A 25,720-nucleotide genomic window follows, 5' to 3' on the forward strand; every position below is an offset into this window, starting at 1 on the left:
GACGGGTAGCGTGGGACCGGCACGACCTGGGAGGGGCGCGTGGAGGACGAGGGGCTCGCCGAGCGGACGGCGGACGCAGACGTGGCGCCCGGGCACGGGCTGCTGCCGGAGGTCGCGGACCTCGTCGCAGAGGCTGACCGTGCCCCGCTCCCTGAGCGGGTCGACGTCTTCGAGGCGGTGCACGAAGTGCTGACCCGACGGTTGAGCGAGAAGGACGCGTGACGCGCCTCGACACCGAGCTGGTCCGGCGGGGCCTGGCTCGCTCGCGGCGCCGGGCAGCGGAGCTCGTCGCGGGTGGCCACGTGCGGGTGGCCGGACGGCCGGTGCGCAAACCCGCACACCCCGTAGGTGCCCATGAGCCGCTGAGCGTCGACCAGGACCGGTCGTGGGTGTCGCGCGGCGGCGAGAAGCTCGCCGGCGCGCTGGCCGACCTCACCGCGCTCGGAGAGCCGCTGCCGGTGGCAGGGGCGTGGTGCCTGGACGCGGGAGCGTCGACCGGGGGTTTCACCCAGGTCCTGCTGGCCGAGGGGGCGGCGCACGTCGCCGCGGTGGACGTCGGCCACGGGCAGCTGTCCCCGGACGTCGCGGACGACCCCCGGGTCACCGTGCGCGAGGGAGTGAACGTGCGCGATCTGCGCGCCGAGGACCTCGACGCGACCCCCGCGCTGGTGGTGGCCGACCTCTCGTTCATCTCGCTGCGCCTCGTCCTGCCGGCGCTCGCCGCGGTCACGGCGCGGGGCGGGGAGATGCTCGTGCTGGTCAAGCCGCAGTTCGAGGTCGGTAGGGAGCGACTCGGGGCGGATGGTGTGGTGAGCGACGACGCCCTCCGCGCCGAGGCGGTGCTCGGCGTGGCCCGGGCCGTGCCGGAGCCCTTCGAGGTGACAGCCCTCGTACCGTCCCGGTTGGCGGGACCCTCCGGGAACCGCGAGGTGTTCTGCCGCCTGACCGACCGGGCTGCCGGGGCGTCAGAGGCCGCACTCGACCACGCCGTGGCCGAGGCTGTGGCGGGGCGCCCGGCTCTCGTGGGACGCGACCGACGCAGCACTCCGAGGAGGCTCGCATGACCAGGACGGTTCTCGTCGTGGCGCACCTGCGCCACCCGGACGCGGCGGCCGCGACCGAGATCGCGGCACGGACCCTGTCCGAGGTCGGGATGCGGGCCGTGATGGAGGACGACTTCGAGTACGGCACCGAGCTCGAGGCGGTCCTGGTGCTGGGCGGCGACGGGACGATCCTGCGGGCCGCTGAGCTCGCCCGTGGCACCGGCGCGCCGTTGCTGGGCGTGAACTTCGGGCATGTCGGCTTCCTCGCCGAGACGGGGCGCGAGCAGGTCGACGAGGTCGTGCGGCGAATCGCAGAGCGCGACTACACCGTCGAGGAGCGCGGCACGATCGAGATCACCGTGCACCGCCCGGGGGCGCCGCCCGTGACGGACTGGGCGCTCAACGAGGTCGCCGTCGAGAAGTCCGACCGGACACGGATGGTCGCCGTCGTCGTGGAGGTAGACGGCCGGCCGTTGTCGTCCTTCGGGTGCGACGGGATCGTGATGTCCACCTCCACCGGCTCCACCGCACACGCGTTCTCCGCCGGCGGTCCGGTGGTGTGGCCGGACCTCGACGCGATGGTCCTGGTGCCGATCTCCGCGCACGCACTGTTCGCGCGGCCGCTCGTGGTGGGCCCGCGCTCGGTGCTCGCCGTGGAGATCGTGCGGCGGTCCACCAGCTCGGGCTTGATGTGCTGCGACGGTCAGCGCCGGACGGACCTGCCCGTCGGCAGCAGGGTCGAGGTGCGGCGCGGTCCGGAGCCCGTGCTTCTGGCCCGGCTCAGCCCCGCACCCTTCACCGACCGGTTGGTCTCCCGGTTCTCCCTGCCCGTGGCCGGCTGGAAGGGCTGGTCGGACGAGCCGGGGTCCGTGACGTGATCGAGGAGCTCCGGATCGCCGATCTCGGCGTCATCGAGCAGGCCGAGGTGTCGCTGGCCCCAGGGCTGACGGCGATCACGGGCGAGACCGGTGCCGGCAAGACGATGGTCCTCACCGGCCTGTCCCTCATCCTGGGCGGACGCGCGGACAGCGGCGCCGTGCGCGTGGGCGCCGAACGCGCCCAGGCCGAGGGGCGGTTCCTGGTGGATCCGCACTCGTCCGTGGCCGATCGAGCGCGCGACGCGGGCGCCGAGCTCGACGAGGACGGCGGTCTGGTGGCCGCACGCACTGTCGCCGCTGCCGGCCGCTCCCGCGCCTACCTGGGCGGGCGCGGTGTTCCCGTGACGGTGCTCACCGAGCTCGCCGACGCGTTGGTCACCGTGCACGGCCAGGCCGACCAGGCCAGGCTTCGCTCACCACGGCACCAGCGCGGTGCGCTCGACGCGTTCGCCGGGGCGGACCACGCCGGTGCCGTGGCCCGGTACCGCGAGCTGTGGGCCCAGCGTCAGGCGACGGGCGCCGAGCTCGCCGCGCTCGAGGCCACCGCGGTGGAGCGCGCCAGGGAGGCCGAGCTGCTCCGACTGGGACTGGCCGAGGTGGAGCGGGTCGATCCGCAGCCGGACGAGGACCTCGAGCTGGCGGCCGAGGCCGAACGGCTCGGGCACCTGGAGGACCTTCGGGCTGCCGCGGCGCTGGCCCACGGCGCCCTGGACGAGGTCGGCGACGAACCCGGCGGTGCGTCGGCGATCGCGCTCGTCGAGTCGGCGCGGCGCGCCCTGGACCAGGTCGCTGTGCACGACGAGCAGCTGCGCCGACTCGCCGAGCGCGTGGCCGAGGTGGGCTACCTCGCCGCGGACGTCGCGGCGGACATCGCCGGGTACGCCGACAGCCTGGAGGCGGACCCCGGACGGCTGGACCTGGTCCAGTCGCGCCGCGCGGAGCTGTCCGCGCTCGCCAGGGCGCACGGCGGCACGGTCGCCGACGTGCTGGCCTGGGCGAGCGACGCCGGCCCACGGCTGGTCGAGCTGGACGGCGGGGACGACAGGCGTGCCGAGCTCCTGGCCGCGCTGTCGCGTCTCGACGCCGCGCTGAGCGAGGCGGCGCGACGGCTGACCGAGGACAGGACCGCCGCCGCGGAGCAGCTCTCCGCGGCCGTCACGGCTGAGCTCGCCGGGCTCGCGATGGCCGACGCGTCCTTCACGGTGCTCCTGCACCCGCTCGACGAGCTCGGGCCATGGGGGGGCGAGGACGTCGAGATGCTGCTCGCCGGCCACCCGGGCGCGCCAGCCCGCCCCCTGGGGCAGGGCGCGTCGGGCGGCGAGCTCTCCCGAGTCATGCTGGCCATCGAGGTCGCCCTGGCGACGGCGGAGGATCTCGACCGACCGGCCACCTTCGTGTTCGACGAGGTCGACGCGGGAGTGGGTGGACGGGCGGCCGTGGAGGTCGGCCGTCGGCTCGCCGAGCTGGCGCAGCACGCCCAGGTCGTGGTGGTCACCCACCTCGCCCAGGTCGCGGCGTACGCGGACCACCACGTCGTGGTGACCAAGCCGACCGGGGAGGTCGTCACCGCCTCGGACGTGCACGCCGTGACGGGCCAGGACAGGGTGGCCGAGCTGGCGCGGATGCTGTCCGGGACGGCCTCCTCCACGGCTCTCGAGCACGCCGCTGAGCTCCTTCAGCGCTCTGTCGTGGGACGATGACGGGCAATGAGACGACGTCTGAGAGCGCACGGTCCCGCACCCGAGACCTCCGGCACGGCCGGAGCCGTCCGGGTGGATCCGCGCACCAAGAACCTCACCAAGCGACTGCGCCCTGGTGAGATCGCCGTCATCGACCACCTGGACATCGACCGCGTCTCCGCTGAGGCCCTGGTCGCCTGTCGGCCGTTGGCGGTGCTCAATGCCCAGCGGTCGACGTCGGGTCGTTATCCCAACCTCGGTCCCGGGATCCTGGTCGAGGCCGGGATCACTCTCGTCGACGACCTCGGCCCGGACGTGCTGACGCTCGTCGAGGGTCGGACCGTGCGGGTCGTCGACGGTGCCGTCTACGACGGCGACACCCTGGTCGCCGAGGGCGTGGTGCAGGACACCGAGTCCGTGGCCGCGGCGATGGAGGAGGCCCGGGCCGGCCTCGCCGTGCAGCTGGAGTCCTTCGCCGCCAACACGATGGACTACCTGCGGCGCGAACGTGAGCTGTTGCTCGACGGGGTGGGTGTGCCGGAGGTGCACACCGCGATCGACGGCCGCCAGGTGCTCATCGTGGTCCGCGGCTACCACTACAAGGAGGACCTGGTGGTCCTGCGGCCGTACATCAAGGAGTACCGCCCGGTGCTCATCGGTGTCGACGGTGGCGCGGACGCGATCCTCGAAGCCGGGTGGACCCCGGACATGATCGTCGGGGACATGGACTCGGTGTCCGACCGTGCTCTGACGTGCGGGGCGGAGGTCGTCGTGCACGCGTACCGGGACGGGCGGGCTCCGGGGGTCGAGCGCGTCGAGAAGCTGGGTATCGACCCTGTCGTGTTCCCGGCCACCGGCACCAGCGAGGACGTCGCGATGCTGCTCGCGGACGACAAGGGCGCGGAGCTCATCGTCGCGGTGGGCACGCACGCCACGCTCGTGGAGTTCCTGGACAAGGGACGCGCGGGCATGGCCAGCACCTTCCTCACCCGGCTGCGGGTGGGTGGCAAGCTGATCGACGCCAAGGGTGTCTCACGGCTGTATCGTCAGCGCATCTCGAGCTGGCAGCTGGCATGGCTGGTGGTCGCCGGCCTGCTCGCGCTCGGGGTCGCGCTGGCCTCGACCACCGCCGGACAGACGATGTTCGGCCTCGTCGGTGCCTCGTTCGACGACTTCTGGTCATCGCTCGGCACCCTGTTCGGAGGCGGGGGCTGAGCCCCGTCGTGGATCCGGAGAGCACTGCATGATCGACTTTCGCTACCACCTCGTCTCGCTGATCTCGGTGTTCCTGGCGCTCGCCGTCGGGATCGCCCTGGGTGCCGGGCCGCTGAAGGAGTCCATCGGCAACACGCTGACCGGACAGGTCGACCAGCTGCGCACCGAGAAGGACCAGCTGCGTGCCGAGGCGGACCACCTGTCCAGCAACCTCGCGGACTCGCGGGACGCGATCTCGGCGCTCACCCCGAGCGTGCTGGAGGGGGTCCTGGGGGGCCGCCGGGTGGCCGTCGTCACCCTCGGCGAGGTGGACTCCGCCGTGGTGGACTCCGTCGGCGCGGCTATCCAGCAGGCGGGCGGGGCCGTGACCGCCGTCGCGGACGTCACCGCAGCGTGGACGGACCCGACCCGGACCGCGTTCCGGCAGTCGCTGGCCGGGACGATGATCACCTACCTCGACCCGGCGCCCGCCCAGGATGCCGGCGCGGACGTCGAGCTCGCCGAGGCGCTCGCCCAGGGGCTGAGCAGCACGTCGCCCACCGATCCGAACGCCCTGTCGGAGAACGCCGGCGTGCTGCTCGACCTGCTCACCGGCGACTCGGGGCTGGTCACCGTCACGAGCCCCGTGACCCAGCCGGCAGATGCCGTCGTCGTGCTCGCCGGGCCGATCACGCCGGTCGACGAGGCCGTCCCCACGTTGGCGCCCACCGCGACCCCGAGCGGCTCGGCCTCGCCGCGGCCTACGCCGACCGAGACCGCCTCGCCGACCGACAGCGCCTCGCGCAAGGCCCGGCTGGATGCCTGGGCGGCGATCTCCCAGGCCGTCCAGCGCCGATCCGCGGGAGCGGTGGTCGTGACGGGCGAGGTCGCCGACGACAGCCTGGTACGCACCATCCGCACTGATGACGCGCTGTCGAAGCTCCTGACGACCGTGGACGGGGTGCGCACCCCCCAGGGTCTGCTCGCCGTGCCGCTCGGCCTGGCCGACCGGATCGCGGGCGTCGTCGGCCAGTACGGTGCAGGCCCGCAGGCCACCGCGGCCATGCCGGACCGCACGGCGCTCCCGCCGATCGAGCGCGTGGCTGCCCAGCCCCCGGCCGAGCCCTCCCCGAGCCCGACGGAGAGCGCGGCGTCCACCGGGCAGGGCTGATGGGGCGGCCACGCGTAGCCCCGGCTGCGGTCCTCGCTTGCGTGGCCAGCGCCGGGGTCCGCGCCGGTCTGGAGGCCGCGTGGGGCGGCACGCCGCGGTGGACGAGGACGAACCACCGCGGCGCGCCCATCAGCCTGCTCGAGGGTCCGGCGGTGGGGCTCGGGGTGCTGGCCGGGACGGCTGCGCTGCCCGCGCCGTGGCGCGGTGCCGCCGCTATCGCCGGGGCCGGAGGGTTGGCCTTCGGCCTCGTGGACGACCTCGCCGAGGACTCCGGGCGCGCCCGCAAGGGACTGCGCGGTCACCTGGGTGCGCTCGCGCACGGTGAGCTGACGACCGGCGGCCTGAAGCTGCTCGGCATCGGAGCGGTCAGCACCGTGGCGGCCGCGCTCGCCGTCGGCCGCCCCACCGGCTCGCGCGCGGTGTGGCTCGGCGACGTGCTGACCGGTGGCGCACTCGTGGCGGTCACGGCGAACCTGGTGAACCTGCTCGACCTGCGTCCGGGGCGTGCCCTCAAGGCGGTCTGGCTGGCATCGCTCGCGACGCTGCCGGGGGAGGGAGGCCCGGCGGGCGCCGTCGTCCTGGGCGCCGCGTCGGCCGCGTTGCCCGCGGACCTCGCAGAACGGGACATGCTCGGCGACGGCGGCGCGAACGCCCTGGGCGCCGTGCTGGGCGTGGCCGCCCTGGCGGGGACCGGTCGCGTCGGTCGCGTGGGCCTCCTGGCCGGTGCCGTCGGCCTCACCCTGGCCAGCGAGCGGATCAGCTTCTCCGACGTGATCGCGCGCACCTCCGGGCTGCGGGAGCTGGACGCCTGGGGTCGGCGCGCGTGACGGCGCCCAGGGTCGCCGCGGGCGGGCTTGCCGGCGCCGCCGTCCTGATCGCGGTGGTCACCGTGGCGAGTCGTCTCACGGGCTTCGCGCGATCGCTCGTGCTCGCGGCCGCGGTGGGACCCAACGAGCTCGGCTCGGCCTACACCTCGGCCAACGTCGTGCCGAACGTGCTGTTCGAGGTGGCCGCGGGGGGTGCGCTCGCTGGCGCCGTCGTGCCCCTGCTCGCGGCGCCGCTCGCCCAGGGGATTCGGCGCGACGTCGACCACATCACCTCCGCGCTGCTGGGCTGGACGCTCGTGGTCCTGGTGCCGCTCGGTGGTCTCATGGCTCTCCTGGCCCGGCCCTTGGCCGCCTTCCTCGTGGGGGGTGAGCGCGACTCCATCCTGGTGGCCGCATCGTTCCTGCGGGTCTTCGCGGTCCAGGTGCCGCTCTACGGCATCGCCGTGGTGCTGTTCGGCGTGCTCCAGGCGCACCGTCGCTTCGCCTGGCCGGCCCTGGCGCCCCTGGTGAACAACCTGGTCGTGATCGGCGTCCTCGTGGTCTTCGGGCACATGGTGCCCGGACCCAAGGACGATCCGGCGGCGGTGGCGTCCTCCGCGCTCGACCTGCTGGCGTGGGGCACCACCGCAGGTGTCGCGGCGCTGGCGGCATGCGTCGTGGTTCCGGCCTGGCGCACCGGCCTGCGCGTCCGCCCCACCCTCCGGTTCGGGGGCGTCGGGGCGAGGGCCAGGGTGCTGATGCTCGCGGGCCTCGGGGCTGTGGTGGCCCAGCAGCTCACCGTGCTGGTCACCGTGCTGGTCTCCAACCGGTGGGGTGGGTCCGGGACGTTCCTCATCTGGCAGTTCCTCCAGCAGGTGTATCTCCTGCCCTACGCCGTGCTCGCCTTCCCGCTGATCACGGCGGCATTCCCGAGGCTCGCGGAGCGCGTCGCGGCCGACGACGGCCCGGGCTTCGCGCGACTGGCGTCCGGCACGACCCGCGGCGTCGCCCTCGTCTCGGTGGCCGGTGCCGCCGTCCTGGTGGCCGCCGCTCCCGCTGTGGAGTCCGTGTACGCCGCGATCGCCGACGGTCCCGTCCAGGGCGCCGGCGCCGGGCTGGCCTGGATGGCGCCCGGCCTGATCGGCTTCGCGGTGTCGTTCCACCTCTCACGCACGCTGTACGCGCTGCACCGGGGGCGGTCCGCCGGGATCGCCGTGGGTTCGGGATGGGCGGCGGTCGGCCTGCTCGCGCTGCTGTCAGCCGCCGTGCTGGTCGGGGCTGTGCAGGATCAGGCGCGGACGCTGAGCGTGGTCGGTGCCGCGACCACCGCCGGGATGACGCTCGGTGCCCTGGTCGCCGTGGCCGCGCTGCGTCGCGCGGCCGGCGCGGAGGCGCTCGTCGGCCTGGCACGCACCGCCGGGGTCTCGCTCGCGGGCGGCGCGCTCGGCGCGTGGCTCGGGCGCGTCGTGGCAGCACACGTGCTGGGGGCAGGGGGAGTCCTGCCGGGGGTGCTCGCGGCGATCGCGGGCGGCCTGGTCGCCGTCGGTGTGCTCGCCGTCGGCGTGCTCCTCGCCGATCGCGGCGCGCTCGCCGGGCTGCGATCCGTGCGCGGCTGATCCCGACACGCCGGGAGAGCGGACCCCCGGCACCGGGGCACCGTCCGTCGTCCGGTAGGGTGGAAGCCCGTGGCAGAACGCGCGACTTTCGGCCGGTCGGAGTTCACGACGCGGCACATCTTCGTCACGGGGGGCGTCGCCTCCTCGCTCGGCAAGGGGCTCACGGCCTCGAGCCTCGGGCGGCTCCTGCGATCCCGTGGCCTACGGGTCACGATGCAGAAGCTGGACCCCTACCTCAACGTCGACCCCGGGACGATGAACCCGTTCCAGCACGGCGAGGTCTTCGTCACCGACGACGGTGCCGAGACGGACCTGGACATCGGTCACTACGAGCGGTTCCTCGACGTGCCGCTGACCGCGCAGGCGAACGTGACGACCGGGCAGATCTACTCCTCCGTGATCGCCAAGGAACGGCGCGGGGAGTACCTGGGCGACACCGTGCAGGTCATCCCGCACATCACCGACGAGATCATGACCCGGATGCGCGCCCAGGCAGGCCCGGACGTGGACGTGATCATCACCGAGATCGGCGGGACCGTCGGGGACATCGAGTCCCAGCCGTTCCTCGAGGCGGCCCGCCAGGTGCGCCACGCCGTGGGCCGCGACAACGTGTTCTTCCTGCACGTGTCGCTCGTGCCGTACATCGGCCCGAGCGGCGAGCTGAAGACCAAGCCCACCCAGCACTCGGTCGCGGCGTTGCGCTCGATCGGTATCCAGCCGGACGCGCTCGTGCTGCGCTGCGACCGTGAGGTCCCGGACTCGACGAAGCGCAAGATCGCGCTGTTCACCGACGTCGAGGAGGAGGCCGTGGTCACCGCGGCCGACGCGCCGAGCATCTACGACATCCCGCGGGTGCTGCACCGCGAGGGGCTGGACGCCTACGTCGTGCGTCGCCTCGACCTGCCCTTCCGGGACGTGGACTGGTCGGCGTGGAACAAGGTGACCGACGCGGTGCACCGGCCCAGCCACCAGGTGACCATCGCCCTGGTCGGCAAGTACGTCGACCTGCCCGACGCGTACCTGTCGGTCACCGAAGCCCTGCGTGCAGGAGGCTTCGCCAATGACGCCAAGGTCCAGCTGCGATGGGTGCCGTCCGACACGTGCGCCACCCCGGAGGGTGCCGACCGGGCCCTGTCCGGCGTGGACGGCGTGTGCATCCCCGGCGGCTTCGGGGTGCGAGGCATCGAGGGCAAGATCGGCGCGGCTCGCTGGGCGCGCACCCACCAGGTGCCCACCCTGGGCCTGTGCCTGGGCCTGCAGGTCATGGTGATGGAGTACGCGCGCTCGGTGCTGGGGCTGGCGGGAGCGTCCTCGTCGGAGTTCGACACCGACCCGGAGCACCCCGTGATCGCGACCATGGCCGAGCAGCGCGCCATCGTCGACGGCGCGGGCGACATGGGCGGGACGATGCGGCTCGGGTCGTACGAGGCCGTGCTGACGCCCGGCTCGGTGACGGCCAAGACGTACGGCACCGAGCGGGTCAGTGAGCGCCACCGGCACCGGTACGAGGTCAACAACGCCTACCGGGCGCAGCTCGAGGAGGCCGGCCTGGTGGTGTCCGGCGTGTCGCCGGACTCCTCGCTCGTGGAGTTCGTGGAGCTGCCGCCGGACGTCCACCCGTACTACGTCGGCACGCAGGCGCACCCCGAGTTCCAGAGCCGTCCGACGCGGGCGCACCCGCTGTTCGCCGGCCTGATCGCGGCGGCGTTGGCACGGCAGGCCGAAGCGTGACGTCGCCGCTGGCCGACCGTGCCGCGCGCTACCCCGTCCTCGAGTCGCGGACGCTGGGTTCGGGTCACAAGTTCGGGTTGGACCAGGACGTCGTCGACCTCGGTCCGGGCGGTCGGGTCTCGCGGGAGTACCTCACACATCCCGGATCGGTCGCGGTGCTCGTCCTCGACGAGGACGAGCGGGTGCTCCTCATTCGTCAGTACCGCCATCCGGTGCGCGGCGAGCTGTGGGAGCTGCCCGCCGGGCTTCGCGACGAGCCGGGTGAGCCCGCCGTCCGCACGGCGGCGCGCGAGCTGGCCGAGGAGACCGATCTGAGTGCCGCGCGCTGGTGGCGCCTGGTCGACTTCTACGCCAGTCCGGGATGCTCCGACGAGCAGGTGGAGGTCTTCCTGGCGCGCGACCTGCGCCGCGTTCCCGACGGCGAGCGTCACGAGCGCCGCGCCGAGGAGCTGGGCATCGAGCCGATCTGGGTCCCCCTGGCGGAGGCGGTCACGGCGGTGCGGGAACGCCGGGTCCGCAACCCGGCCGCCGTCGCGGGAATCCTGGCGGTGGCCATGGCCTCGGCGGACGGGTGGCAGGGGCTGGATCCGGTCGAGCCCTGAGCCGGCCGGGCGCTGTGGACGGATGATCTTGCGCCCGCCTCGTCGTCCTACCATGACGGCGTGCATCCGCCAGGCGTCGTCACGGGGGCTCTGCTGCGCGCCGAGACCCGCGGCTGGGCGTTGTCGGGGCTCCTGACCGCGTCCGCTGCGGTCGTGGCGACGCTCGCCGTCACCCCGCTGACGACCGGTTCCCGGACCGACCGGCTGCCCGTCGTCGTCGCCGCGCTCGCGCTCCTGGCCGTTGCGGCAGCTCTCGGGCGACGCTCGACGGCCGCGTTGTGGGGCGTCGTGATGCTCGCGGTCGGGGTGGACGTCTGGATGCTCGCCGGTGCCGCTACCCTGACCGGCGCGATCCTGACGATGAGTGCGTTCACCTACCCCGTGCTCTACGCCGCCTACGCGTTCGAGGGCGCGTGGCTCACGGCCGCGCTCGGGGTCACGGCGGGTGGTTCGGCGGTAGGCCTGGCGCTCTCCGGCGCCGGATGGCACTGGATTCCGTGGTCGGTGGTCGTGGCGGGTTCGGTGGTCGCCGGGTACCTCGTGGGCCGGGTGCTGACCGTGCTGCGGTGGTACGGCACCGTCGACGCGCTCACCGGGGTGCTCACGCGGACGGCCTTCGCGGCGATGGCCGCCTCGGCGATCGCCGGGAGCCGGCGTCGTGGCGCCCCGGCCGTTCTCGTCCTCGTGGACCTTGACGGGTTCAAGGAGGTGAACGACACGCACGGCCACGCGGAAGGCGACCGCGTCCTGGTCGAGGCCGTCGACTCGTGGCGTGCCCGGCTGCGCGGGCAGGACCTGCTCGGTCGCGCCGGTGGCGACGAGTTCCTCATCCTGTTGCCGGACACTGACCTCGACGGGGCGCGGGAGGTCGCCGCCGGCCTGGCCGACGTGAGCCCCATCGCCTTCTCCACCGGGGTCGCGTTGGTCGGCCCGCACGACACCGTCGCGACGTTGCTGCGTCGCGCGGACGCGGCGATGTACGCGGTGAAGCGACGGCGCTGAGGGAGCGCTCAGGCTGCGGCCGCGGCGGGGGCCCCGGGGCGGTCGGGTGCGCCGCTCGGCGCGGGCGTCCGGGGGCGGAGCGCGAGGAGCTGGGCGGTCTGGGCGACCACCATGAGCGAGGCCCCCAGCATGTGCAGGCCGACCAGGGCACCGGGGAGTCCCGTGAGGTACTGCAGGTACCCGATCGCGCCCTGGACCACCGAGATCACCAGCAGGTCCCCGGTGCGGCGCAGGGCCCCGCCCAGCGCCGGATCGCTGCCACCCCGGCGGCGGAGGCGGCGCAGCACGAGCGCGAGGGTCACGAGCACGGCCACGTAGGCCCAGACCGAGAGCGAGTGCACTCGGGCCACGGTGACCGGGTCGAGGGCGTAGCGGGAGGGCCGTGTCGCATCCCCGGAGTGCGGACCGGCGCCGGTGACGACCGTGCCGAGCACGAGCACGGCCGCTGCCAGCGGCACGAGCGCCACGGCGAGGGCTCGCGTGCGCCCCCCCACCGCCCACCGGGGTGGGGTGTCGGGACGTCCGGCGCGCAGGGCCAGAGCGGTGGAGGCGGACACCAGCACCATCGAGATGAGGAAGTGCGAGCCGACCAGGGCGGGGTTGAGCTTGACCAGGACCGTCAGCCCACCGATCACCGCTTGTGCGAGGACGCCGACGAGCGGCACGGTCGCGAGTGCGCGCATCCCGCGGCTGCGCCGCGGGCCTCGCCAGACCACCCACAGTGCGGCGACGGCGAGGACGACGAGTACCCCGGTGATGGTCCGGTTCCCGAACTCGATGTACGGGTGGATCGATGTGGCGGCGTGCGGGATCGGCGTGAACTGACCCGGCTCGCACTCCGGCCAGGTCGAGCAGCCGAGCCCCGATCCGGTGAGACGGACGGCGCCGCCGGTCACGACGATCGTCACCTGACCCACGAGGTTCGCCCACAGCACACGACGGGTCCAGGTCGGCGACGGGTGGAGGATCGAGTGCTGCGCGTTCACGGGGGCCAACCTACGTCACGACCAGCGGAAGGTGCGGGCGACCCCGCTGGTGAGCACCGCCGCCCAGAGCACCAGCACCACGAGCGGGGCCAGCGGGAGGCCGTGGCCCGCGAGGGTTGACCGCAGGGCATCGCCCAGGGCCCCCGACGGGAGCAGCGGAGCGAGCTCGGTGAGCGGTCCGGGCAGGCGGCTCGGTGGGACGACCACGCCACCGCCGACCAGGAGCAGCACCCAGAGCAGGTTGGCAGCTCCCAGGACGGCCTCGGCGCGCATCGTCCCGGCCAGCAGCAGCCCGAGCGCGACGAACGCCCAGGTGCCCAGCGCCAGGGCGAGCACGGCGCCGGGGATGCCGGACGGGCGCCAGCCGAGCAGCATCGCCACCCCGCCGAGCACCACCACCTGCCCGGCCTCGACGACCAGCACTGCGACAACCTTGCCCGCGACGAGCCCGTTGCGCCCCAGCGGCGTCGTGGCGAGCAAGCGCAGCACACCTGCTCGTCGATCGAACGCGGTTGCGATGGCCTGAGACGTCAGCCCGGTGGACATCACCGCCAGCGCGAGCACCCCGGGAGCCACGACCGCCAGGTCGTCTCCGAGGCCGAGTGCGGTGGTCCGGCCGAGGAGGATCAGGACGAGGACCGGGAGCACGAGCGTGATCAGCAGCTGTTCGCCGTTGCGCAGCACGGCGCGCACCTCGAACCATGCCTGGGCACCCACGCGTCGCCACGCGGGTGCGGGCGCGTTGCGTTGGCCGGCGGTCATCGCAGCTCCCGTCCGGTCAGGGCGAGCACCACGTCTTCGAGGCTACGGTGCCCGGCCGCGAGCTCGAGGATCCGGACGTCGCGGTCCCTGGCCCAGCCCGTGACCTGGTGGAGCACGGCAGGGGTCGGGGTTCCCTGCACCTCGAGCAGGCGCGGCGAGGCGACCACCGGCACCCGCAGCAGCGTCTCGAGCTCCGCGCGGAACGGTGTCGGGTCGGTGTCGAGCAGGATCCGAAGCCCGCGGTCGGTCCCGACGAGCTCCTGGGGGGTGCCCGAGGCTCGGACGCGTCCGGCGTCGAGCACCACGACGTGATCGGCGAGCTCGGCGGCCTCGTGCGTGAGATGCGTGGTCAGCAGGATGGTGGCCCCGTCGGCGCGCAGCTCGCGCACGAGGTCGTGCACGGCGAGCCGCGCCTGCGGGTCGAGCCCTGCGGTGGGCTCGTCCAGCAGGACGAGCTCCGGGCGCCCGACCAGTGCCGTCGCCAGGGCGAAGCGCTGTCGCTCACCGCCGGAGAGCCGGCGCACCGGGCGGCGCCACAGGGGGCCGAGCCCGAGGCGGTCGGAGAGCTCGCGCAGATCGCGCGGGTTGGCGTGCATGGCCGCGACGTGGCGGAGCACGTAGCCGGCCGGGGCGGCCAGGGGGAGACCACCGTCCTGGAGCATGACCCCGACCCGGGTGCGCAGCGCCCGGTCCGTCGGCGCGCGACCGAGGACCTCCAGGGTTCCGGAGGTGGGCTGCCGAAGGCCGACGGTGCACTCCACCAAGGTGGTCTTGCCCGCGCCGTTCGGGCCGAGCAGGGCGGTGAGCCGTCCCGTGGGTGCGGTCAGGTTCACGCCGGCGAGCGCCTCGTGCCGCCCGTAGCGCACCACCAGCTTCGAGGCGACCAGGCTCACGGGCCGAGAGTCTAGGCGCCCGGCGCGAGTCCGCGAGTCCGCGAGGCGCGAGACCCCGTGGTGAGGGTGCCCTTCGTTGCGGGGAAGGATTTCAGCAACGAAGATGTTGTCGAATTAGCGAACGGGGTCTGCCCGCCGGACGGAGGTGACATGGATACGCCCGAGATCGACAGCTCGACCCGCGCGCGAATCCTGCACCTCGTGGTCGAGGCAGGTCCCGTCTCCGTGCTCGAGCTGGCGCACGACCTCGACCTGACCCCGGCCGGCGTCCGGCGTCACATCGCGGCCCTCGAGGACGCCGGCCAGGTCGCGGTGCACTCAGGCCGGCCCGCCGGCTCGCAGGGTCGCGGGCGTCCGGCCCGCCGCTACGTCGCGACGCTCTCCGCGCAGGCAGCGCTGGACTGCACCTATGCCGAGCTGGCCGAGCAGGCCCTGGGCTATCTCGCCCAGGTCGCCGGCGAGCAGGCGGTCGAGGAGTTCGCCGAGCGCCGCGCCGCGGACCTGGAGGCGTCCCTGGAGCCCGCCGTGGACGGCGCACCGGGCCTGCGCGACCGCACCGAGCGGCTCGCGTCGGCGCTGTCGACCGAGGGCTACGCCGCCTCCGTGCGGTCGGTTCCCGGCGGGATGGCCGTGCAGCTGTGCCAGGGGCACTGCCCGGTGCGCGACGTCGCCGCCCGGTACCCCGCGCTGTGCGAGGCCGAGACCCGTGCCCTGTCCCGGCTGCTGGGAGTGCACGTCCAGCGGCTGTCCACGCTCGCCTCCGGCGGGCACGTGTGCACCACCCACGTCCCGGTCGCCGCCCTCGGCGTCGGGACATCGCCCAGTCGCGGCGGATCCGCGACTGCCCACCGACCGACAGGTCGCCGCACGGCGGCCGTGGAGGGAGACCGATGAGCGCACCGACCGAGCCGGTGACCACCGCCCAGCCCGCCTCCGACCAGGAGATCATCGCGTCCATCGGCGCGTACGAGTACGGGTGGCACGACTCCGACACCGCGGGCGCCTCGGCGCGGCGCGGACTGGACGAGGAGGTCGTGCGACACATCTCGGCGATGAAGAACGAGCCGGAGTGGATGCTCAAGACGCGTCTGAAGTCCCTCCGGCTGTTCGAGAAGAAGCCCATGCCGCACTGGGGTGCGGACCTGTCCGGGATCGACTTCGACACGATCAAGTACTTCGTGCGCTCGACCGAGAAGCAGGCCGCCACCTGGGACGACCTGCCCGAGGACATCAAGCGCACGTACGACAAGCTCGGCATCCCCGAGGCGGAGAAGCAGCGTCTGGTCGCCGGAGTCGCGGCCCAGTACGAGTCCGAGGTCGTCTACCACCAGATCCGCGAGGACCTGGAGGAGCAGGGCGTCATCTTCCTGGACACCGACACCGGTCTGCGCGAGCACCCCGAGCTGTTCCGGGAGTACTTCGGCACCGTCATCCCGCCGGGCGACAACAAGTTCGCCGCCCTGAACACCTCCGTGTGGTCGGGTGGCTCCTTCATCTACGTTCCGCCAGGTGTGCACGTCGACATCCCGCTGCAGGCCTACTTCCGGATCAACACCGAGAACATGGGCCAGTTCGAGCGGACGCTGATCATCGCCGACGAGGGCTCCTACGTGCACTACGTGGAGGGCTGCACCGCGCCCATCTACTCGAGTGACTCGCTGCACTCGGCGGTCGTGGAGATCATCGTCAAGAAGAACGCCCGCGTCCGGTACACCACCATCCAGAACTGGTCGACCAACGTGTACAACCTGGTCACCAAGCGGGCCACGGCCGCCGAGGGCGCGACGATGGAGTGGGTCGACGGGAACATCGGCTCGAAGGTCACCATGAAGTACCCGGCGATCTACCTCATGGGCGAGCACGCCAAGGGCGAGACCCTGTCGATCGCGTTCTCCGGCGAGGGTCAGCACCAGGACGCCGGCGCGAAGATGGTGCACGCCGCGCCGCACACCTCGAGCTCGATCATCTCCAAGTCGGTCGCGCGTGGCGGGGGCCGGACCTCGTACCGCGGACTGGTCCAGGTCCTCGAGGGTGCCGAGCACTCGGCCTCGAACGTGCTGTGCGACGCCCTCCTGGTGGACCAGATCTCTCGCTCGGACACGTATCCCTACGTGGACGTGCGCGAGGACGACGTGTCCATGGGCCACGAGGCGACGGTCTCGAAGGTCAGCGAGGACCAGCTCTTCTACCTGATGTCCCGCGGCATGCCCGAGACCGAGGCGATGGCGATGATCGTGCGCGGTTTCGTCGAGCCGATCGCGCGCGAGCTGCCGATGGAGTACGCCCTCGAGCTCAACCGCCTCATCGAGCTCCAGATGGAAGGCTCGGTGGGCTGACGCCCGCCCGCCTCGGCCCGACCGACGAGAGAGATCACGAGCAGCAGATGACCACCGAGCTCAGCACGAGCCTGCCGACCGACCACTCCCGAGCCGTCGCGGACGGCGCGCACAGCCACGGCCTGGTGCCGGAGGCGTCCCGCGCCGCACGCCTGACGTCCTTCGACCCCGCCGACTTCCCGGTCCCGACGGGGCGCGAGGAGGAGTGGCGGTTCAGCCCGATGGACCGGCTCGCCCCCCTGTTCGACGCTGCAGGAGAAGGGTTGCGGGAGGGCGGCGTCCAGGTGACCGTCGTCAATCCCCCCGAGGTCGGCGTCGAGATCGTCGGCCGGGACGACCCCCGGCTGGGCTCGGTCGGCCGACCGGGCGACCGGACCGCTGTCACCGCGTGGCACGGCTTCACCGACGCGACCATCGTGACCGTCCCGCCGCAGACCGTGGCGTCGTCCGCGACCAGCGTCCGGGTCGAGGGCCTGGACCGCACGGGCGAGCCCACCGCGGCACACCTCATGGTGCACGCGGGTGAGCTCAGCGAGGCGGTCGTGGTGATCGACCACGTGGGCGCGGCGACACTGACCGAGACGGTCGAGATCCAGGCGGACGACGGCGCGCACCTCACCGTGGTCTCCATCCAGGACTGGGAGCCGGGGTCGGTGCACGCCGCCGCCCACCGGCTCAGCGTGGGCCGGGACGCCACCGTCAAGCACGTCGTGGTGACGTTGGGCGGGGACGTCGTGCGGATCACGCCGGACGCCGGCTTCACCGGCGAGGGCGGCGACGTCCAGGCACTCGGCCTGTACTTCGCGGACGCGGACCAGCACCAGGAGCACCGGCTCTTCATCGACCACAACCAGCCCTCGTGCCGCTCCCGCGTGACCTACAAGGGAGCGCTGCAGGGTGACGGCGCGCGCACCGTGTGGGTCGGGGACGTGCTCATCCAGGCACACGCGGAGGGCACCGACACCTACGAGCTCAACCGCAACCTCGTGCTCACCGACGGTGCCCGGGCCGACTCGGTGCCGAACCTGGAGATCGAGACCGGTGAGATCGAGGGCGCCGGCCACGCGAGCGCGACCGGCCGGTTCGACGACGAGCAGCTCTTCTACCTGATGTCCCGCGGCGTGCACGAGATCGATGCCCGGCGCCTCGTGGTTCGCGGCTTCTTCGCCGAGCTGATCGGCCAGGTGGGTGTGCCCGAGGTCGAGGAGCGTCTGCTGGCCGCGATCGAGGACGAGCTGGCCGCGAGCATGGCAGCCCTGGAGGGCGAGCGATGAGCGCCCAGGAAGCGTGCCGCCTGAGTGACCTGGCGCCCGGAAGTGCACTCCGCGTCGAGCTCCCGGGTGCCGCCGGCACGGTCGAGGTGGCCGTGGTGCGCACCGAGGAGGGCGCTGTGCACGCGGTGTCGGACGTGTGCTCGCACGGCCAGGTCTCGTTGTCCGACGGCGAGGTCGAGGGTGCCACCGTGGAGTGCTGGTTGCACGGGTCGCGGTTCGACCTGCGCACCGGCGAGCCGCTCGCGCTGCCCGCGACCAAGCCTGTCCCCGTCTACCCCGTGACCGTCGACGGCGAGCGTGTGCTCGTCGACGTCGGCTGACCCCGCGACTTCCGCACGAGAGGAACCCGATGTCCACCCTGGAGATCCGCGACCTGCACGTCAGTGTCGAGACCAAGGAGGGCGCCAAGCCCATCCTGCGCGGTGTCGACCTCACCATCGCCTCGGGTCAGACCCACGCGATCATGGGGCCGAACGGCTCCGGCAAGTCCACGCTGGCGTACTCGCTGGCGGGGCACCCCAAGTACCAGATCACTGGCGGCGAGGTCCGGCTGGACGGGCAGGACGTGCTCGCGATGAGCGTCGACGAGCGGGCCCGCGCCGGCATGTTCCTCGCCATGCAGTACCCGGTCGAGGTGCCGGGCGTGAGCGTGTCGAACTTCCTGCGCACCGCCAAGACCGCCCTGGACGGTGAGGCTCCTGCGCTGCGGCACTGGGTCAAGGACGTCAAGACCGCCATGGAGCGGCTGCGCATGGACCCGGCGTTCGCCGACCGGAGCGTGAACGAGGGGTTCTCCGGTGGCGAGAAGAAGCGGCACGAGATCCTGCAGATGGAGCTCCTCAAGCCGAAGATCGCGATCCTCGACGAGACGGACTCCGGCTTGGACGTCGACGCGCTGCGGATCGTCTCCGAGGGCATCAACCGGGTCCGCGAGGGCGGCGAGGTGGGCGTCATGCTCATCACGCACTACACGCGGATCCTGCGCTACGTGCAGCCCGACTTCGTGCACGTGTTCGTCGACGGCCGCATCGCGGAGGAGGGCGGCCCGGAGCTTGCCGAGCAGCTCGAGGCCGAGGGCTACGACCGGTTCCTGGCACCTGCCTGAGCAGCCATCCATCACCACCCACTCGGAGGACACATGACGACGGCGGCCTTGAGCGCCGGTGAGCTCGCGGCGGTCCGTGCGGACTTCCCGCTGCTCGGACGGACGCTGCGTGCCGGCCGCCCCCTGGTCTACCTGGACTCGGCGGCGACCTCGCAGAAGCCCGAGGTGGTCATCGACGCGGAGCTCGAGTTCTACACCCAGCGCAACGCCGCGGTGCACCGAGGCGCGCACCAGCTCGCCGAGGAGGCCACCGAGGCCTACGAGCAGGCCCGCGACGAGGTGGCGACACTGGTCGGGGCAGCCACGGGCGAGATCGTGTGGACGTCGGGGGCGACAGCGGGCCTGAACCTGCTGGCGTACGCGATGTCGAACGCGTCGGCCGGACGTGGCGGGCAGGCCGCCCGCGCCCTGGCGCTCGGGCCCGGTGACGAGGTCGTGGTGACCGAGGCGGAGCACCACGCGAACCTCGTGCCGTGGCAGGAGCTGTGTGCCCGCACGGGCGCGACCCTGCGCTGGATCGGGGTGGGCGACGACGGTCGGCTCCAGCTGGAGCAGCTGGCCGACGTCGTCGGCGCGCGCACCAAGGTGGTCGCCGTCTCCCATGTGTCCAACGTCACCGGGGCGGTCACCGACGTGCCCGCCGTGGTCGCGGTGGCCAGGTCCGTCGGTGCCCTGGTGGTGCTGGACGCATGCCAGAGCGTGCCTCACCTGCCCGTGGACCTGCCGAGCCTGGGCGTCGACGCGGCGGCATTCTCCGGGCACAAGATGCTCGGACCGACCGGGGTCGGGGCGCTGTGGGCCAGGCGCGAGCTGCTCGAGGCCATGCCGCCGGTCACCACCGGCGGATCGATGGTCGAGGTCGTGACCATGGAGAGTGCGACGTACGCCCCGCCGCCGCAGAAGTTCGAGGCCGGCACGCAGATGGTCGCCCAGGCCGTGGGCATGGGAGCCGCCGCGCGCTACCTGCGTGAGCTGGGCATGCCCGCTGTGGCCGAGCACGAGGCAGCGCTGACGCGCGCGCTGCTGGACGTCGTGTCCCGCGTGCCGGGGGTGCGGGTGATCGGTCCCACCGATCCGGCCGACCGACTTGCCGTGGTCTCCTTCGTGGTGGACGGCGTGCACGCGCACGACGTGGGTCAGGTGCTCGACGACCAAGGCGTCGCCGTGCGCGTGGGTCACCACTGCGCACAGCCGCTGCACCGGCGGTTCGGAGTCGCGGCGACCGCACGTGCGTCGGCGTCGGTGTACACCACGCTGGCCGACGTCGAGGCCTTCGGCGAGGCGCTGGCCACCGTGCGGCCGTTCTTCGGATTGGGAGGTGCGGCATGAGCTCCGCGATGGAGCAGCTCTACCAGCAGCTGATCCTCGACCACGCCAAGCATCCGCACGGCAAGGGCCTGGCCGGACCCGGCACCGGGGAGTCCCACCAGGTCAACCCGACGTGCGGCGACGAGGTGACCCTGCGGGTGCATCTCGACGACGGCACCCTCGACGCGGTCTCCTGGGACGGCCAGGGCTGCTCGATCTCGCAGGCGTCCCTGTCGGTCATGGCCGAGCTGGTCGAGGGCAAGCAGGTCGAGCAGGTCGAGCAGCTGGGCGAGACGTTCCGCGCGCTGATGCGTGCCCGGGGCGCCGGGCTGAGCGAGGACCTCGAGGACGAGCTGGGGGACGCGACCGCCTTCACCGGCGTCGCGCAGTACCCGGCCAGGATCAAGTGCGCGCTGCTCGGCTGGGCGGCGCTGCGTGACGCGCTGGCACAGGCCGGCGTGGCGACGAAGGGAGAGCAGGGATGAGCCCCGTCTCGGTGGCCGACGTCGAGGAGGCGATGCGCGACGTCATCGACCCCGAGCTCGGCATCAACGTGGTCGACCTCGGGCTGGTGTACGGCGTCGTGGTCGACCAGAACAACCACGCCGTGATCGACATGACGCTGACCTCGGCGGCGTGTCCGCTGACGGACGTGATCGAGGACCAGTCCGCCGCGGTGCTGGACGGCATCGTGGACGGTTTCCGCATCAACTGGGTGTGGATGCCCCCGTGGGGTCCGGACAAGATCACCGACGACGGCCGCGAACAGCTCCGAGCCCTGGGCTTCAACGTCTAGCCCCCACCCACCCCCCTGGTGGTGATCAAGGAATTCCTGCCCACCCAGAGGTGGTGATCAAGGAATTCGTGCTCGGCCTCGGGTTCCACGGGTCGGGTCGCGGCTACGTGCTTCTCGGCGGCCCTCGTCGGCACGAGCCGGGCTTTGCGCGCCACCGTGGCACGGTGTCACGGCGACCACACCGACGCGCACCGCCACGGATCTCCTGCGCTGGGCGCCGTCCTACATCGGGCTCGCCGTCCTGGACGAATGGGCCCATCGGGGCGTGGTCTCGCCCGACGACGTCCGGAACCTCCTCGCACGCCTGCGTGGTCAGCGCTTCGTCGCCAAGGCCCGCAAACTCGCCGAGCTGTGCGAGCCCGCGACCGAGTCGCACGGCGAGTCGTGGATGCGCCTGCGGATCGTGGACGCCGGGCTCCCGAGGCCAGAGGTCCAGATTCCTGTGGTCCCGGCGGGAGGGAGCTCTACCGGCTCGACGCCGGCTACCCGGAGCTTCGCCTCGGCTTCGAGTACGACGGCGAGGAGTGGCACCGCGGAGCGCAGATCGCCGCCGACGAGGCCCGGCGGGACGATCTGCTGCACCGGTTCGGGTGGACCGTGGTCGCGGCTACCCGGGAGAAGGTGCTCGGCGCGCGCCCGGCCATCGAGCGCGTGGTGGCGGACCTGATCGGGTGGGCGGGCCCCGTCGCGCGGCGCGAGTGGTGACCGCAGACAGCGCACCGGCGGGCTCGAATTCCTTGATCACGGCCTTCGGGTGGGCACGAGTTCCTTGATCAGCCCCTGGGGTGGGCAGGAATTCCTTGATCACCACCAGGGGTTACCGGGGCTGCGGTGGGGGGAGGTTGCGGGCCGTGAGGGCTTCGGCGGTGGTCTGGGCGCGACCCACCGCGCGGATGGCCAGGGGGACCAGGAGGGCTCGGGGGCTGCGGTCCAGGCCGCGCGCGCGGGCGGCGTCGCGGGTCTCGCCGGCCATGGTGACCAGGGCGGGCATCGTGCGCAGCATGAGCGAGATGGCCAGCGCGACGGCCTCCGGGTCGACCCCGACGCGGCGCAGCGGTCGCAGCGCGCGCACGGCCGCGTCCAGCAGCGCGTCGGCCCGGGTGGTCACCGTGACGACCGTCGCGGCGAGCACCAGGCTCACGAGGTCCGCCGCGAGCTCGACGCCCACCGGCCAGCCGCGGCGCCAGGTCTGGTAGCCGCCCACCAGCGCGGCCGTGACCAGGACCGGCGCCAGCCCGCGCAGGGTGGACCGCCACGGCAGTCGCGCGACCACCGCGAGGACGACGGTGACGACGAGCACGCCGAGGGCGGACCACGGCCCGCGCAGCACCACGAGACCGACCCCGAGCAGGGCCAGCCCACCGAGCCGCACCCCCAGCGGGGAGCGGTGCACGATGGTCGCCCCCGGCCGGTAGAGGCCTGCCGGATCGAGCCAGCTCACCGGACCGCCATCAGTGCGACGTAGGCGTCGACGGTCGAGCCGGCCGGCCCGTCGTGCAGGACCCGGCCCTCGTGCACGAGGAGGACGCGGTCGGCCCGACGGGCGGCGTCCAGGTCGTGGGTCACCAGGAGGACCTGCGCGTCGACCTCGTCGAGCAGGGCATCCACGACGCGCCGCCAGCGCAGGTCCAGGAGGGTGGTCGGTTCATCGCACACCAGCACCCGGGGTTCGGTGGCGAGGACCCCGGCGAGCGCCAGCAGCTGCTTCTGGCCGCCGGAGAGGGCGTGCACCGGCGTCGTCGCCCGGTCGCCCAGGCCGATGCGCTCCAGCCACGCCCGCGCGGCGTCCTCACGCTCACGCCGCCTCGGGATGCTGCGCCGCAGGGACAGGGCCACGTCCTCCACCGCGGTCGGCATCACGAGCTGCGCGTCCGGGTCGGTGAAGACGAACCCGACCCGGGCCCTGACCTCGGGCCCGTGCTCGGCGACGTCGAGCCCGAGTGTGCGCACGCGCCCCGTGGTGGGTGGGCGCAGGCCGTTGACCAGCCGGGCGAGGGTGGACTTGCCGGAGCCGTTGGCGCCGATCACGGCGACCCGGCGCTCGGAGAGCGTCACGGTGGTCGGGTGCAGCAGCACCCGGGTGGTGCCGTCCGCAGCCGACACCGTGACGCCCGCACGCTCGAGCTCGATCACGCGTGCCCCGACCGTCTGCCCACCGCCGGCCTCAGGACCGTACGAGGTCCGGGTAGGCGCGGTGCACCGCGCCGGCGACGATCACGACGACGACGGCCTTGATGGCATCGAACGGCACGTAGGCGGCGTTGATCGCGAGCGCCTCCGGCAGGCCGACCCCGATGCGCAGCGCGAGCACCGGCACGCCGATCGCGTACACCACCAGGGTCGCGGCGGTCACCGCGAGCACCAGGCGGACCAGGTGTGCCGTCCATCGCCGGGACCCGCGGTGGGTGACCGCGCCGGCGACCCACGCCGCGATCGGGAAGGCGAGGAGGTAGCCGATCGACGGCCGGCCGAAGGTTGCCAGACCGCCGACGCCCTCGGCGAAGACGGGAAGCCCCGCGAAGCCGACGAGAAGGTAGAGCAGCACCGCGAACGCGCCTCGCCGAGCGCCCAGGACGGCACCCACGAGAAGCACCCCGAAGGTCTGCAGCGTGATGGGCACCCCGGCGCTGCCCACCGGGATCGCCAGCAGGGAGCACACCGCCACGAGAGCGGCGCCGGTGCCCACCAGGGCGATGTCGGTCGCGGCCGCGTGGCGGGCGGCAGGTGTCGCGTCGTCGGTCACAGGTCCTCCGGGGCGGGAATCGGCTGGCCGGGTGGGGCCCGGGCATGGCAGCCTCGTCGGGTCCCCGTGAGGCTAGCCGGTCGTAGGATGAGCGTCGCCTGTGCCGGGCGACAGTACGCCAGCGCGCCGCTCGGAGGAAACCTCAGTGATCAGTGCCCACGACGTGGAGCTGCGGGTCGGGGCCCGTGTCCTGCTGCAGCCCACCAGCTTCCGGGTCGCCCCGGGCGACCGGATCGGTCTAGTGGGACGCAACGGCGCGGGCAAGACGACGCTGACCAAGGCTCTGGCAGGCGAGGGCCAGCTCACCGCCGGTCGCATCACCCGGTCCGGCGACGTCGGGTACCTGCCGCAGGACCCGCGCACGGGCGACCTGTCCCAGCGGGCGCTGGACCGGATCTTCTCGGTGCGCGGTCTGGACGACCTGGTGCGCCGGATGCGTGACACCGAAGGCCAGATGGCGTCCGCGGACGACGCGACGCGGGACCAGGCGCTGGAGCGCTACCCCAAGCTCGAGGCCCGCTTCACCGCGGCGGGCGGCTATGCCGCGGAGAGCGAGGCCGCCCGGATCGCCGCGAACCTCGGGCTTCCCGAGCGTGTCCTGGAGCAGCCGCTCGCCACGCTGTCCGGGGGGCAGCGTCGCCGGGTGGAGCTGGCCCGCATCCTGTTCTCGGGAGCGCAGACCCTCCTGCTGGACGAGCCGACGAACCACCTGGACGCCGACTCGATCGTCTGGCTGAGGGACTTCCTGTCGGTCTACCCCGGTGGCCTGCTGGTGATCAGCCACGACGTCGACCTCGTGCGCACCGTGGTCAACAAGGTGTTCCACCTGGACGCCAACCGTTCCGAGCTGGACCAGTACAACCTGGGCTGGGACGCCTACCTCGCTCAGCGGGAGGCCGACGAGCGCCGGCGCAAGCGCGAGCGCGCGAACGCGGAGAAGAAGGCGGCGGCCCTGCTCGCCCAGGCCGACCGGATGCGCGCCAAGGCGACCAAGGCCGTCGCTGCGCAGAACATGGCCCGGCGCGCCGAGCGACTGCTCTCGGGCCTGGAGGACCAGCGCGCCGCGGACAAGGTCGCCCACCTTCGCTTCCCCGAGCCGGCGCCGTGCGGGCGCACGCCCCTGACCGCGACCGGCCTGAGCAAGTCCTACGGCTCGCTCGAGGTCTTCACCGACGTGGACCTCGCGGTGGACCGTGGTTCGCGGGTCGTCGTGCTGGGGCTGAACGGTGCGGGCAAGACCACCCTGCTGCGGCTGCTCGCCGGTGTCGAGGAACCCGACACCGGGACCGTGCAGCCCGGTCACGGCCTCAAGCTCGGCTACTACGCCCAGGAGCACGAGACGCTGGACACGACGATGACGGTGGTGGAGAACCTGCGCCACGCCGCCCCCGACCTGACCGACACGCAGGTGCGTTCCGTGCTGGGCTCGTTCCTGTTCTCCGGTGACGACGCGGACAAGCCCACGGCTGTGCTGTCCGGTGGGGAGAAGACCCGCCTGGCGCTCGCGGTGCTCGTGGTCTCGGCGGCGAACGTGCTGCTGCTCGACGAGCCCACCAACAACCTGGACCCGGCGAGCCGTGCCGAGGTTCTCGGCGCCCTGCACCGCTACACGGGGGCCGTGGTCATGGTCACCCACGACGAGGGCGCGGTCGAGGCGCTCGCACCGCAACGAGTGGTGCTCCTGCCTGATGGGGACGAAGATCTATGGAACGACGACTACGCGGATCTCGTCTCCCTGGCGTGACCCGCGTGGTCTCCAGGGTCGTGGCCCTGGGACACCTCAGGCCAGGAGGAA

At 73.0% G+C, this 25,720-nt stretch carries 27 protein-coding genes and 1 pseudogene; 22 read left to right on the top strand and 6 right to left on the bottom strand.

Annotation, left to right across the window (positions count from 1 at the left end):
- Nucleotides 1-39 precede the first annotated feature (39 nt).
- The 11 genes from Q6348_RS09765 (at nt 40) to Q6348_RS09815 (ending at nt 11,722) form a co-directional block, all read left to right on the top strand.
- Nucleotides 40-222 carry a hypothetical protein gene (locus Q6348_RS09765; RefSeq protein ID WP_304601100.1) on the top strand — a complete coding sequence of 61 codons (183 nt, stop codon included), beginning with the start codon at nt 40-42 and terminating at the stop codon, nt 220-222.
- Nucleotides 219-1,064: a TlyA family RNA methyltransferase gene (locus Q6348_RS09770; protein ID WP_304601101.1), complete on the top strand. Its 846-nt coding sequence runs from the start codon at nt 219-221 to the stop codon at nt 1,062-1,064. The genes Q6348_RS09765 and Q6348_RS09770 overlap by 4 nt, the downstream gene beginning before the upstream one ends.
- The gene (locus tag Q6348_RS09775; protein ID WP_304601102.1) at nt 1,061-1,921 is read left to right on the top strand and encodes an NAD kinase; all 861 of its coding nucleotides are present in this window, start codon (nt 1,061-1,063) and stop codon (nt 1,919-1,921) included. Before Q6348_RS09770 ends, Q6348_RS09775 begins: the two co-directional genes overlap by 4 nt.
- A complete protein-coding gene (gene recN, locus Q6348_RS09780; RefSeq protein ID WP_304601103.1) occupies nt 1,918-3,621 on the top strand; it encodes a DNA repair protein RecN in 1,704 nt (567 codons plus the stop codon). The genes Q6348_RS09775 and recN overlap by 4 nt, the downstream gene beginning before the upstream one ends.
- A 6-nt stretch (nt 3,622-3,627) precedes the next feature.
- Nucleotides 3,628-4,815: a putative cytokinetic ring protein SteA gene (gene steA / locus Q6348_RS09785; RefSeq protein ID WP_304601104.1), complete on the top strand. Its 1,188-nt coding sequence runs from the start codon at nt 3,628-3,630 to the stop codon at nt 4,813-4,815.
- A gap of 28 nt (nt 4,816-4,843) precedes the next feature.
- Nucleotides 4,844-5,965, top strand: a complete 1,122-nt coding sequence (locus Q6348_RS09790; protein ID WP_304601105.1) for a copper transporter — start codon at nt 4,844-4,846, stop codon at nt 5,963-5,965.
- 41 nt (nt 5,966-6,006) lie between these two features.
- Nucleotides 6,007-6,792 carry a hypothetical protein gene (locus Q6348_RS09795; protein WP_350339659.1) on the top strand — a complete coding sequence of 262 codons (786 nt, stop codon included), beginning with the start codon at nt 6,007-6,009 and terminating at the stop codon, nt 6,790-6,792.
- Nucleotides 6,789-8,387, top strand: coding sequence for a murein biosynthesis integral membrane protein MurJ (gene murJ, locus Q6348_RS09800; protein WP_304601107.1), 1,599 nt, complete (start codon nt 6,789-6,791; stop codon nt 8,385-8,387). Before Q6348_RS09795 ends, murJ begins: the two co-directional genes overlap by 4 nt.
- A gap of 69 nt (nt 8,388-8,456) precedes the next feature.
- Nucleotides 8,457-10,118 (top strand): CTP synthase, encoded by a 1,662-nt coding sequence (gene pyrG / locus Q6348_RS09805; RefSeq protein ID WP_304601108.1) that lies wholly within the window; start codon nt 8,457-8,459, stop codon nt 10,116-10,118.
- Nucleotides 10,115-10,720, top strand: coding sequence for an NUDIX domain-containing protein (locus Q6348_RS09810; protein ID WP_304601109.1), 606 nt, complete (start codon nt 10,115-10,117; stop codon nt 10,718-10,720). Before pyrG ends, Q6348_RS09810 begins: the two co-directional genes overlap by 4 nt.
- Before the next feature lie 60 nt (nt 10,721-10,780).
- Complete coding sequence (locus tag Q6348_RS09815) at nt 10,781-11,722, top strand: GGDEF domain-containing protein (RefSeq protein WP_304601110.1); 942 nt, start codon at nt 10,781-10,783, stop codon at nt 11,720-11,722.
- A gap of 8 nt (nt 11,723-11,730) precedes the next feature.
- Here the strand turns inward: Q6348_RS09815 and Q6348_RS09820 are convergent, their stop codons facing one another.
- From Q6348_RS09820 to Q6348_RS09830, 3 genes are read right to left on the bottom strand one after another with little or no spacing between them, the layout of a single operon-like run.
- Complete coding sequence (locus Q6348_RS09820) at nt 11,731-12,708, bottom strand: COX15/CtaA family protein (protein ID WP_304601111.1); 978 nt, start codon at nt 12,706-12,708, stop codon at nt 11,731-11,733.
- 15 nt (nt 12,709-12,723) lie between these two features.
- On the bottom strand, nt 12,724-13,470 hold the full coding sequence (locus tag Q6348_RS09825; RefSeq protein ID WP_304601112.1) for an ABC transporter permease: 747 nt from the start codon (nt 13,468-13,470) through the stop codon (nt 12,724-12,726).
- Nucleotides 13,467-14,363 (bottom strand): ABC transporter ATP-binding protein, encoded by an 897-nt coding sequence (locus Q6348_RS09830; protein WP_304601113.1) that lies wholly within the window; start codon nt 14,361-14,363, stop codon nt 13,467-13,469. The genes Q6348_RS09825 and Q6348_RS09830 overlap by 4 nt, the downstream gene beginning before the upstream one ends.
- Nucleotides 14,364-14,513: 150 nt before the next feature.
- Between Q6348_RS09830 and Q6348_RS09835 the strand changes: the two genes are divergently transcribed.
- The 10 genes and pseudogenes from Q6348_RS09835 (at nt 14,514) to Q6348_RS09875 (ending at nt 21,887) form a co-directional block, all read left to right on the top strand.
- Complete coding sequence (locus Q6348_RS09835) at nt 14,514-15,257, top strand: helix-turn-helix transcriptional regulator (protein ID WP_304601114.1); 744 nt, start codon at nt 14,514-14,516, stop codon at nt 15,255-15,257.
- A complete protein-coding gene (gene sufB / locus Q6348_RS09840) occupies nt 15,254-16,699 on the top strand; it encodes a Fe-S cluster assembly protein SufB (protein ID WP_304601115.1) in 1,446 nt (481 codons plus the stop codon). Before Q6348_RS09835 ends, sufB begins: the two co-directional genes overlap by 4 nt.
- A 47-nt stretch (nt 16,700-16,746) precedes the next feature.
- Nucleotides 16,747-17,973, top strand: coding sequence for a Fe-S cluster assembly protein SufD (gene sufD / locus Q6348_RS09845; protein ID WP_304601116.1), 1,227 nt, complete (start codon nt 16,747-16,749; stop codon nt 17,971-17,973).
- Nucleotides 17,970-18,293, top strand: a complete 324-nt coding sequence (locus Q6348_RS09850; RefSeq protein WP_304601117.1) for a non-heme iron oxygenase ferredoxin subunit — start codon at nt 17,970-17,972, stop codon at nt 18,291-18,293. Before sufD ends, Q6348_RS09850 begins: the two co-directional genes overlap by 4 nt.
- Nucleotides 18,294-18,322: 29 nt before the next feature.
- Nucleotides 18,323-19,078, top strand: a complete 756-nt coding sequence (gene sufC / locus Q6348_RS09855) for a Fe-S cluster assembly ATPase SufC (protein ID WP_304601118.1) — start codon at nt 18,323-18,325, stop codon at nt 19,076-19,078.
- Nucleotides 19,079-19,111: 33 nt separating this feature from the next.
- Nucleotides 19,112-20,407: a cysteine desulfurase gene (locus Q6348_RS09860; RefSeq protein ID WP_304601119.1), complete on the top strand. Its 1,296-nt coding sequence runs from the start codon at nt 19,112-19,114 to the stop codon at nt 20,405-20,407.
- Nucleotides 20,404-20,871: a Fe-S cluster assembly sulfur transfer protein SufU gene (sufU, locus tag Q6348_RS09865; protein ID WP_304601120.1), complete on the top strand. Its 468-nt coding sequence runs from the start codon at nt 20,404-20,406 to the stop codon at nt 20,869-20,871. Before Q6348_RS09860 ends, sufU begins: the two co-directional genes overlap by 4 nt.
- The gene (locus tag Q6348_RS09870; RefSeq protein ID WP_304601121.1) at nt 20,868-21,182 is read left to right on the top strand and encodes a metal-sulfur cluster assembly factor; all 315 of its coding nucleotides are present in this window, start codon (nt 20,868-20,870) and stop codon (nt 21,180-21,182) included. Before sufU ends, Q6348_RS09870 begins: the two co-directional genes overlap by 4 nt.
- A 64-nt stretch (nt 21,183-21,246) precedes the next feature.
- Nucleotides 21,247-21,519: pseudogene (locus Q6348_RS15740) on the top strand (type IV toxin-antitoxin system AbiEi family antitoxin); the annotation flags it as partial.
- Between the two features lie 47 nt (nt 21,520-21,566).
- The gene (locus Q6348_RS09875; RefSeq protein WP_304601122.1) at nt 21,567-21,887 is read left to right on the top strand and encodes a PDDEXK family nuclease; all 321 of its coding nucleotides are present in this window, start codon (nt 21,567-21,569) and stop codon (nt 21,885-21,887) included.
- 112 nt (nt 21,888-21,999) lie between these two features.
- Here Q6348_RS09875 and Q6348_RS09880 read toward each other — a convergent pair whose 3' ends face one another.
- Genes Q6348_RS09880 through Q6348_RS09890 form a run of 3 tightly spaced genes read right to left on the bottom strand, consistent with a single transcriptional unit; the run spans nt 22,000 to nt 23,925 of the window.
- Complete coding sequence (locus Q6348_RS09880) at nt 22,000-22,623, bottom strand: energy-coupling factor transporter transmembrane component T family protein (RefSeq protein ID WP_304601123.1); 624 nt, start codon at nt 22,621-22,623, stop codon at nt 22,000-22,002.
- Nucleotides 22,620-23,315, bottom strand: coding sequence for an energy-coupling factor ABC transporter ATP-binding protein (locus Q6348_RS09885; RefSeq protein ID WP_304601124.1), 696 nt, complete (start codon nt 23,313-23,315; stop codon nt 22,620-22,622). Before Q6348_RS09885 ends, Q6348_RS09880 begins: the two co-directional genes overlap by 4 nt.
- Before the next feature lie 31 nt (nt 23,316-23,346).
- Nucleotides 23,347-23,925 (bottom strand): biotin transporter BioY, encoded by a 579-nt coding sequence (locus Q6348_RS09890; protein WP_304601125.1) that lies wholly within the window; start codon nt 23,923-23,925, stop codon nt 23,347-23,349.
- A gap of 145 nt (nt 23,926-24,070) precedes the next feature.
- On the opposite strand from Q6348_RS09890, the gene Q6348_RS09895 reads away from it, so the two are divergent.
- Nucleotides 24,071-25,669: an ABC-F family ATP-binding cassette domain-containing protein gene (locus tag Q6348_RS09895; RefSeq protein ID WP_304601126.1), complete on the top strand. Its 1,599-nt coding sequence runs from the start codon at nt 24,071-24,073 to the stop codon at nt 25,667-25,669.
- Nucleotides 25,670-25,720 lie beyond the last annotated feature (51 nt).

Origin of the sequence: Actinotalea lenta (assembly GCF_030586465.1) — a bacterium.
In the GTDB taxonomy this organism is placed as follows: Bacteria; Actinomycetota; Actinomycetes; order Actinomycetales; family Cellulomonadaceae; genus Actinotalea; species Actinotalea lenta.

Excerpts from the sequence above, each read along its gene's own strand:
- sufB (WP_304601115.1), top strand. The coding sequence starts at position 15,254 with ATGAGCGCACCGACCGAGCCGGTGACCACCGCCCAGCCCGCCTCCGAC.
- Q6348_RS09835 (WP_304601114.1), top strand. The coding sequence starts at position 14,514 with ATGGATACGCCCGAGATCGACAGCTCGACCCGCGCGCGAATCCTGCAC.
- sufD (WP_304601116.1), top strand. The coding sequence starts at position 16,747 with ATGACCACCGAGCTCAGCACGAGCCTGCCGACCGACCACTCCCGAGCC.
- Q6348_RS09870 (WP_304601121.1), top strand. The coding sequence starts at position 20,868 with ATGAGCCCCGTCTCGGTGGCCGACGTCGAGGAGGCGATGCGCGACGTC.
- sufC (WP_304601118.1), top strand. The coding sequence starts at position 18,323 with ATGTCCACCCTGGAGATCCGCGACCTGCACGTCAGTGTCGAGACCAAG.
- sufU (WP_304601120.1), top strand. The coding sequence starts at position 20,404 with ATGAGCTCCGCGATGGAGCAGCTCTACCAGCAGCTGATCCTCGACCAC.
- Q6348_RS09825 (WP_304601112.1), bottom strand. The coding sequence starts at position 13,470 with ATGACCGCCGGCCAACGCAACGCGCCCGCACCCGCGTGGCGACGCGTG.
- steA (WP_304601104.1), top strand. The coding sequence starts at position 3,628 with ATGAGACGACGTCTGAGAGCGCACGGTCCCGCACCCGAGACCTCCGGC.
- Q6348_RS09775 (WP_304601102.1), top strand. The coding sequence starts at position 1,061 with ATGACCAGGACGGTTCTCGTCGTGGCGCACCTGCGCCACCCGGACGCG.
- Q6348_RS09790 (WP_304601105.1), top strand. The coding sequence starts at position 4,844 with ATGATCGACTTTCGCTACCACCTCGTCTCGCTGATCTCGGTGTTCCTG.
- Q6348_RS09860 (WP_304601119.1), top strand. The coding sequence starts at position 19,112 with ATGACGACGGCGGCCTTGAGCGCCGGTGAGCTCGCGGCGGTCCGTGCG.
- Q6348_RS09850 (WP_304601117.1), top strand. The coding sequence starts at position 17,970 with ATGAGCGCCCAGGAAGCGTGCCGCCTGAGTGACCTGGCGCCCGGAAGT.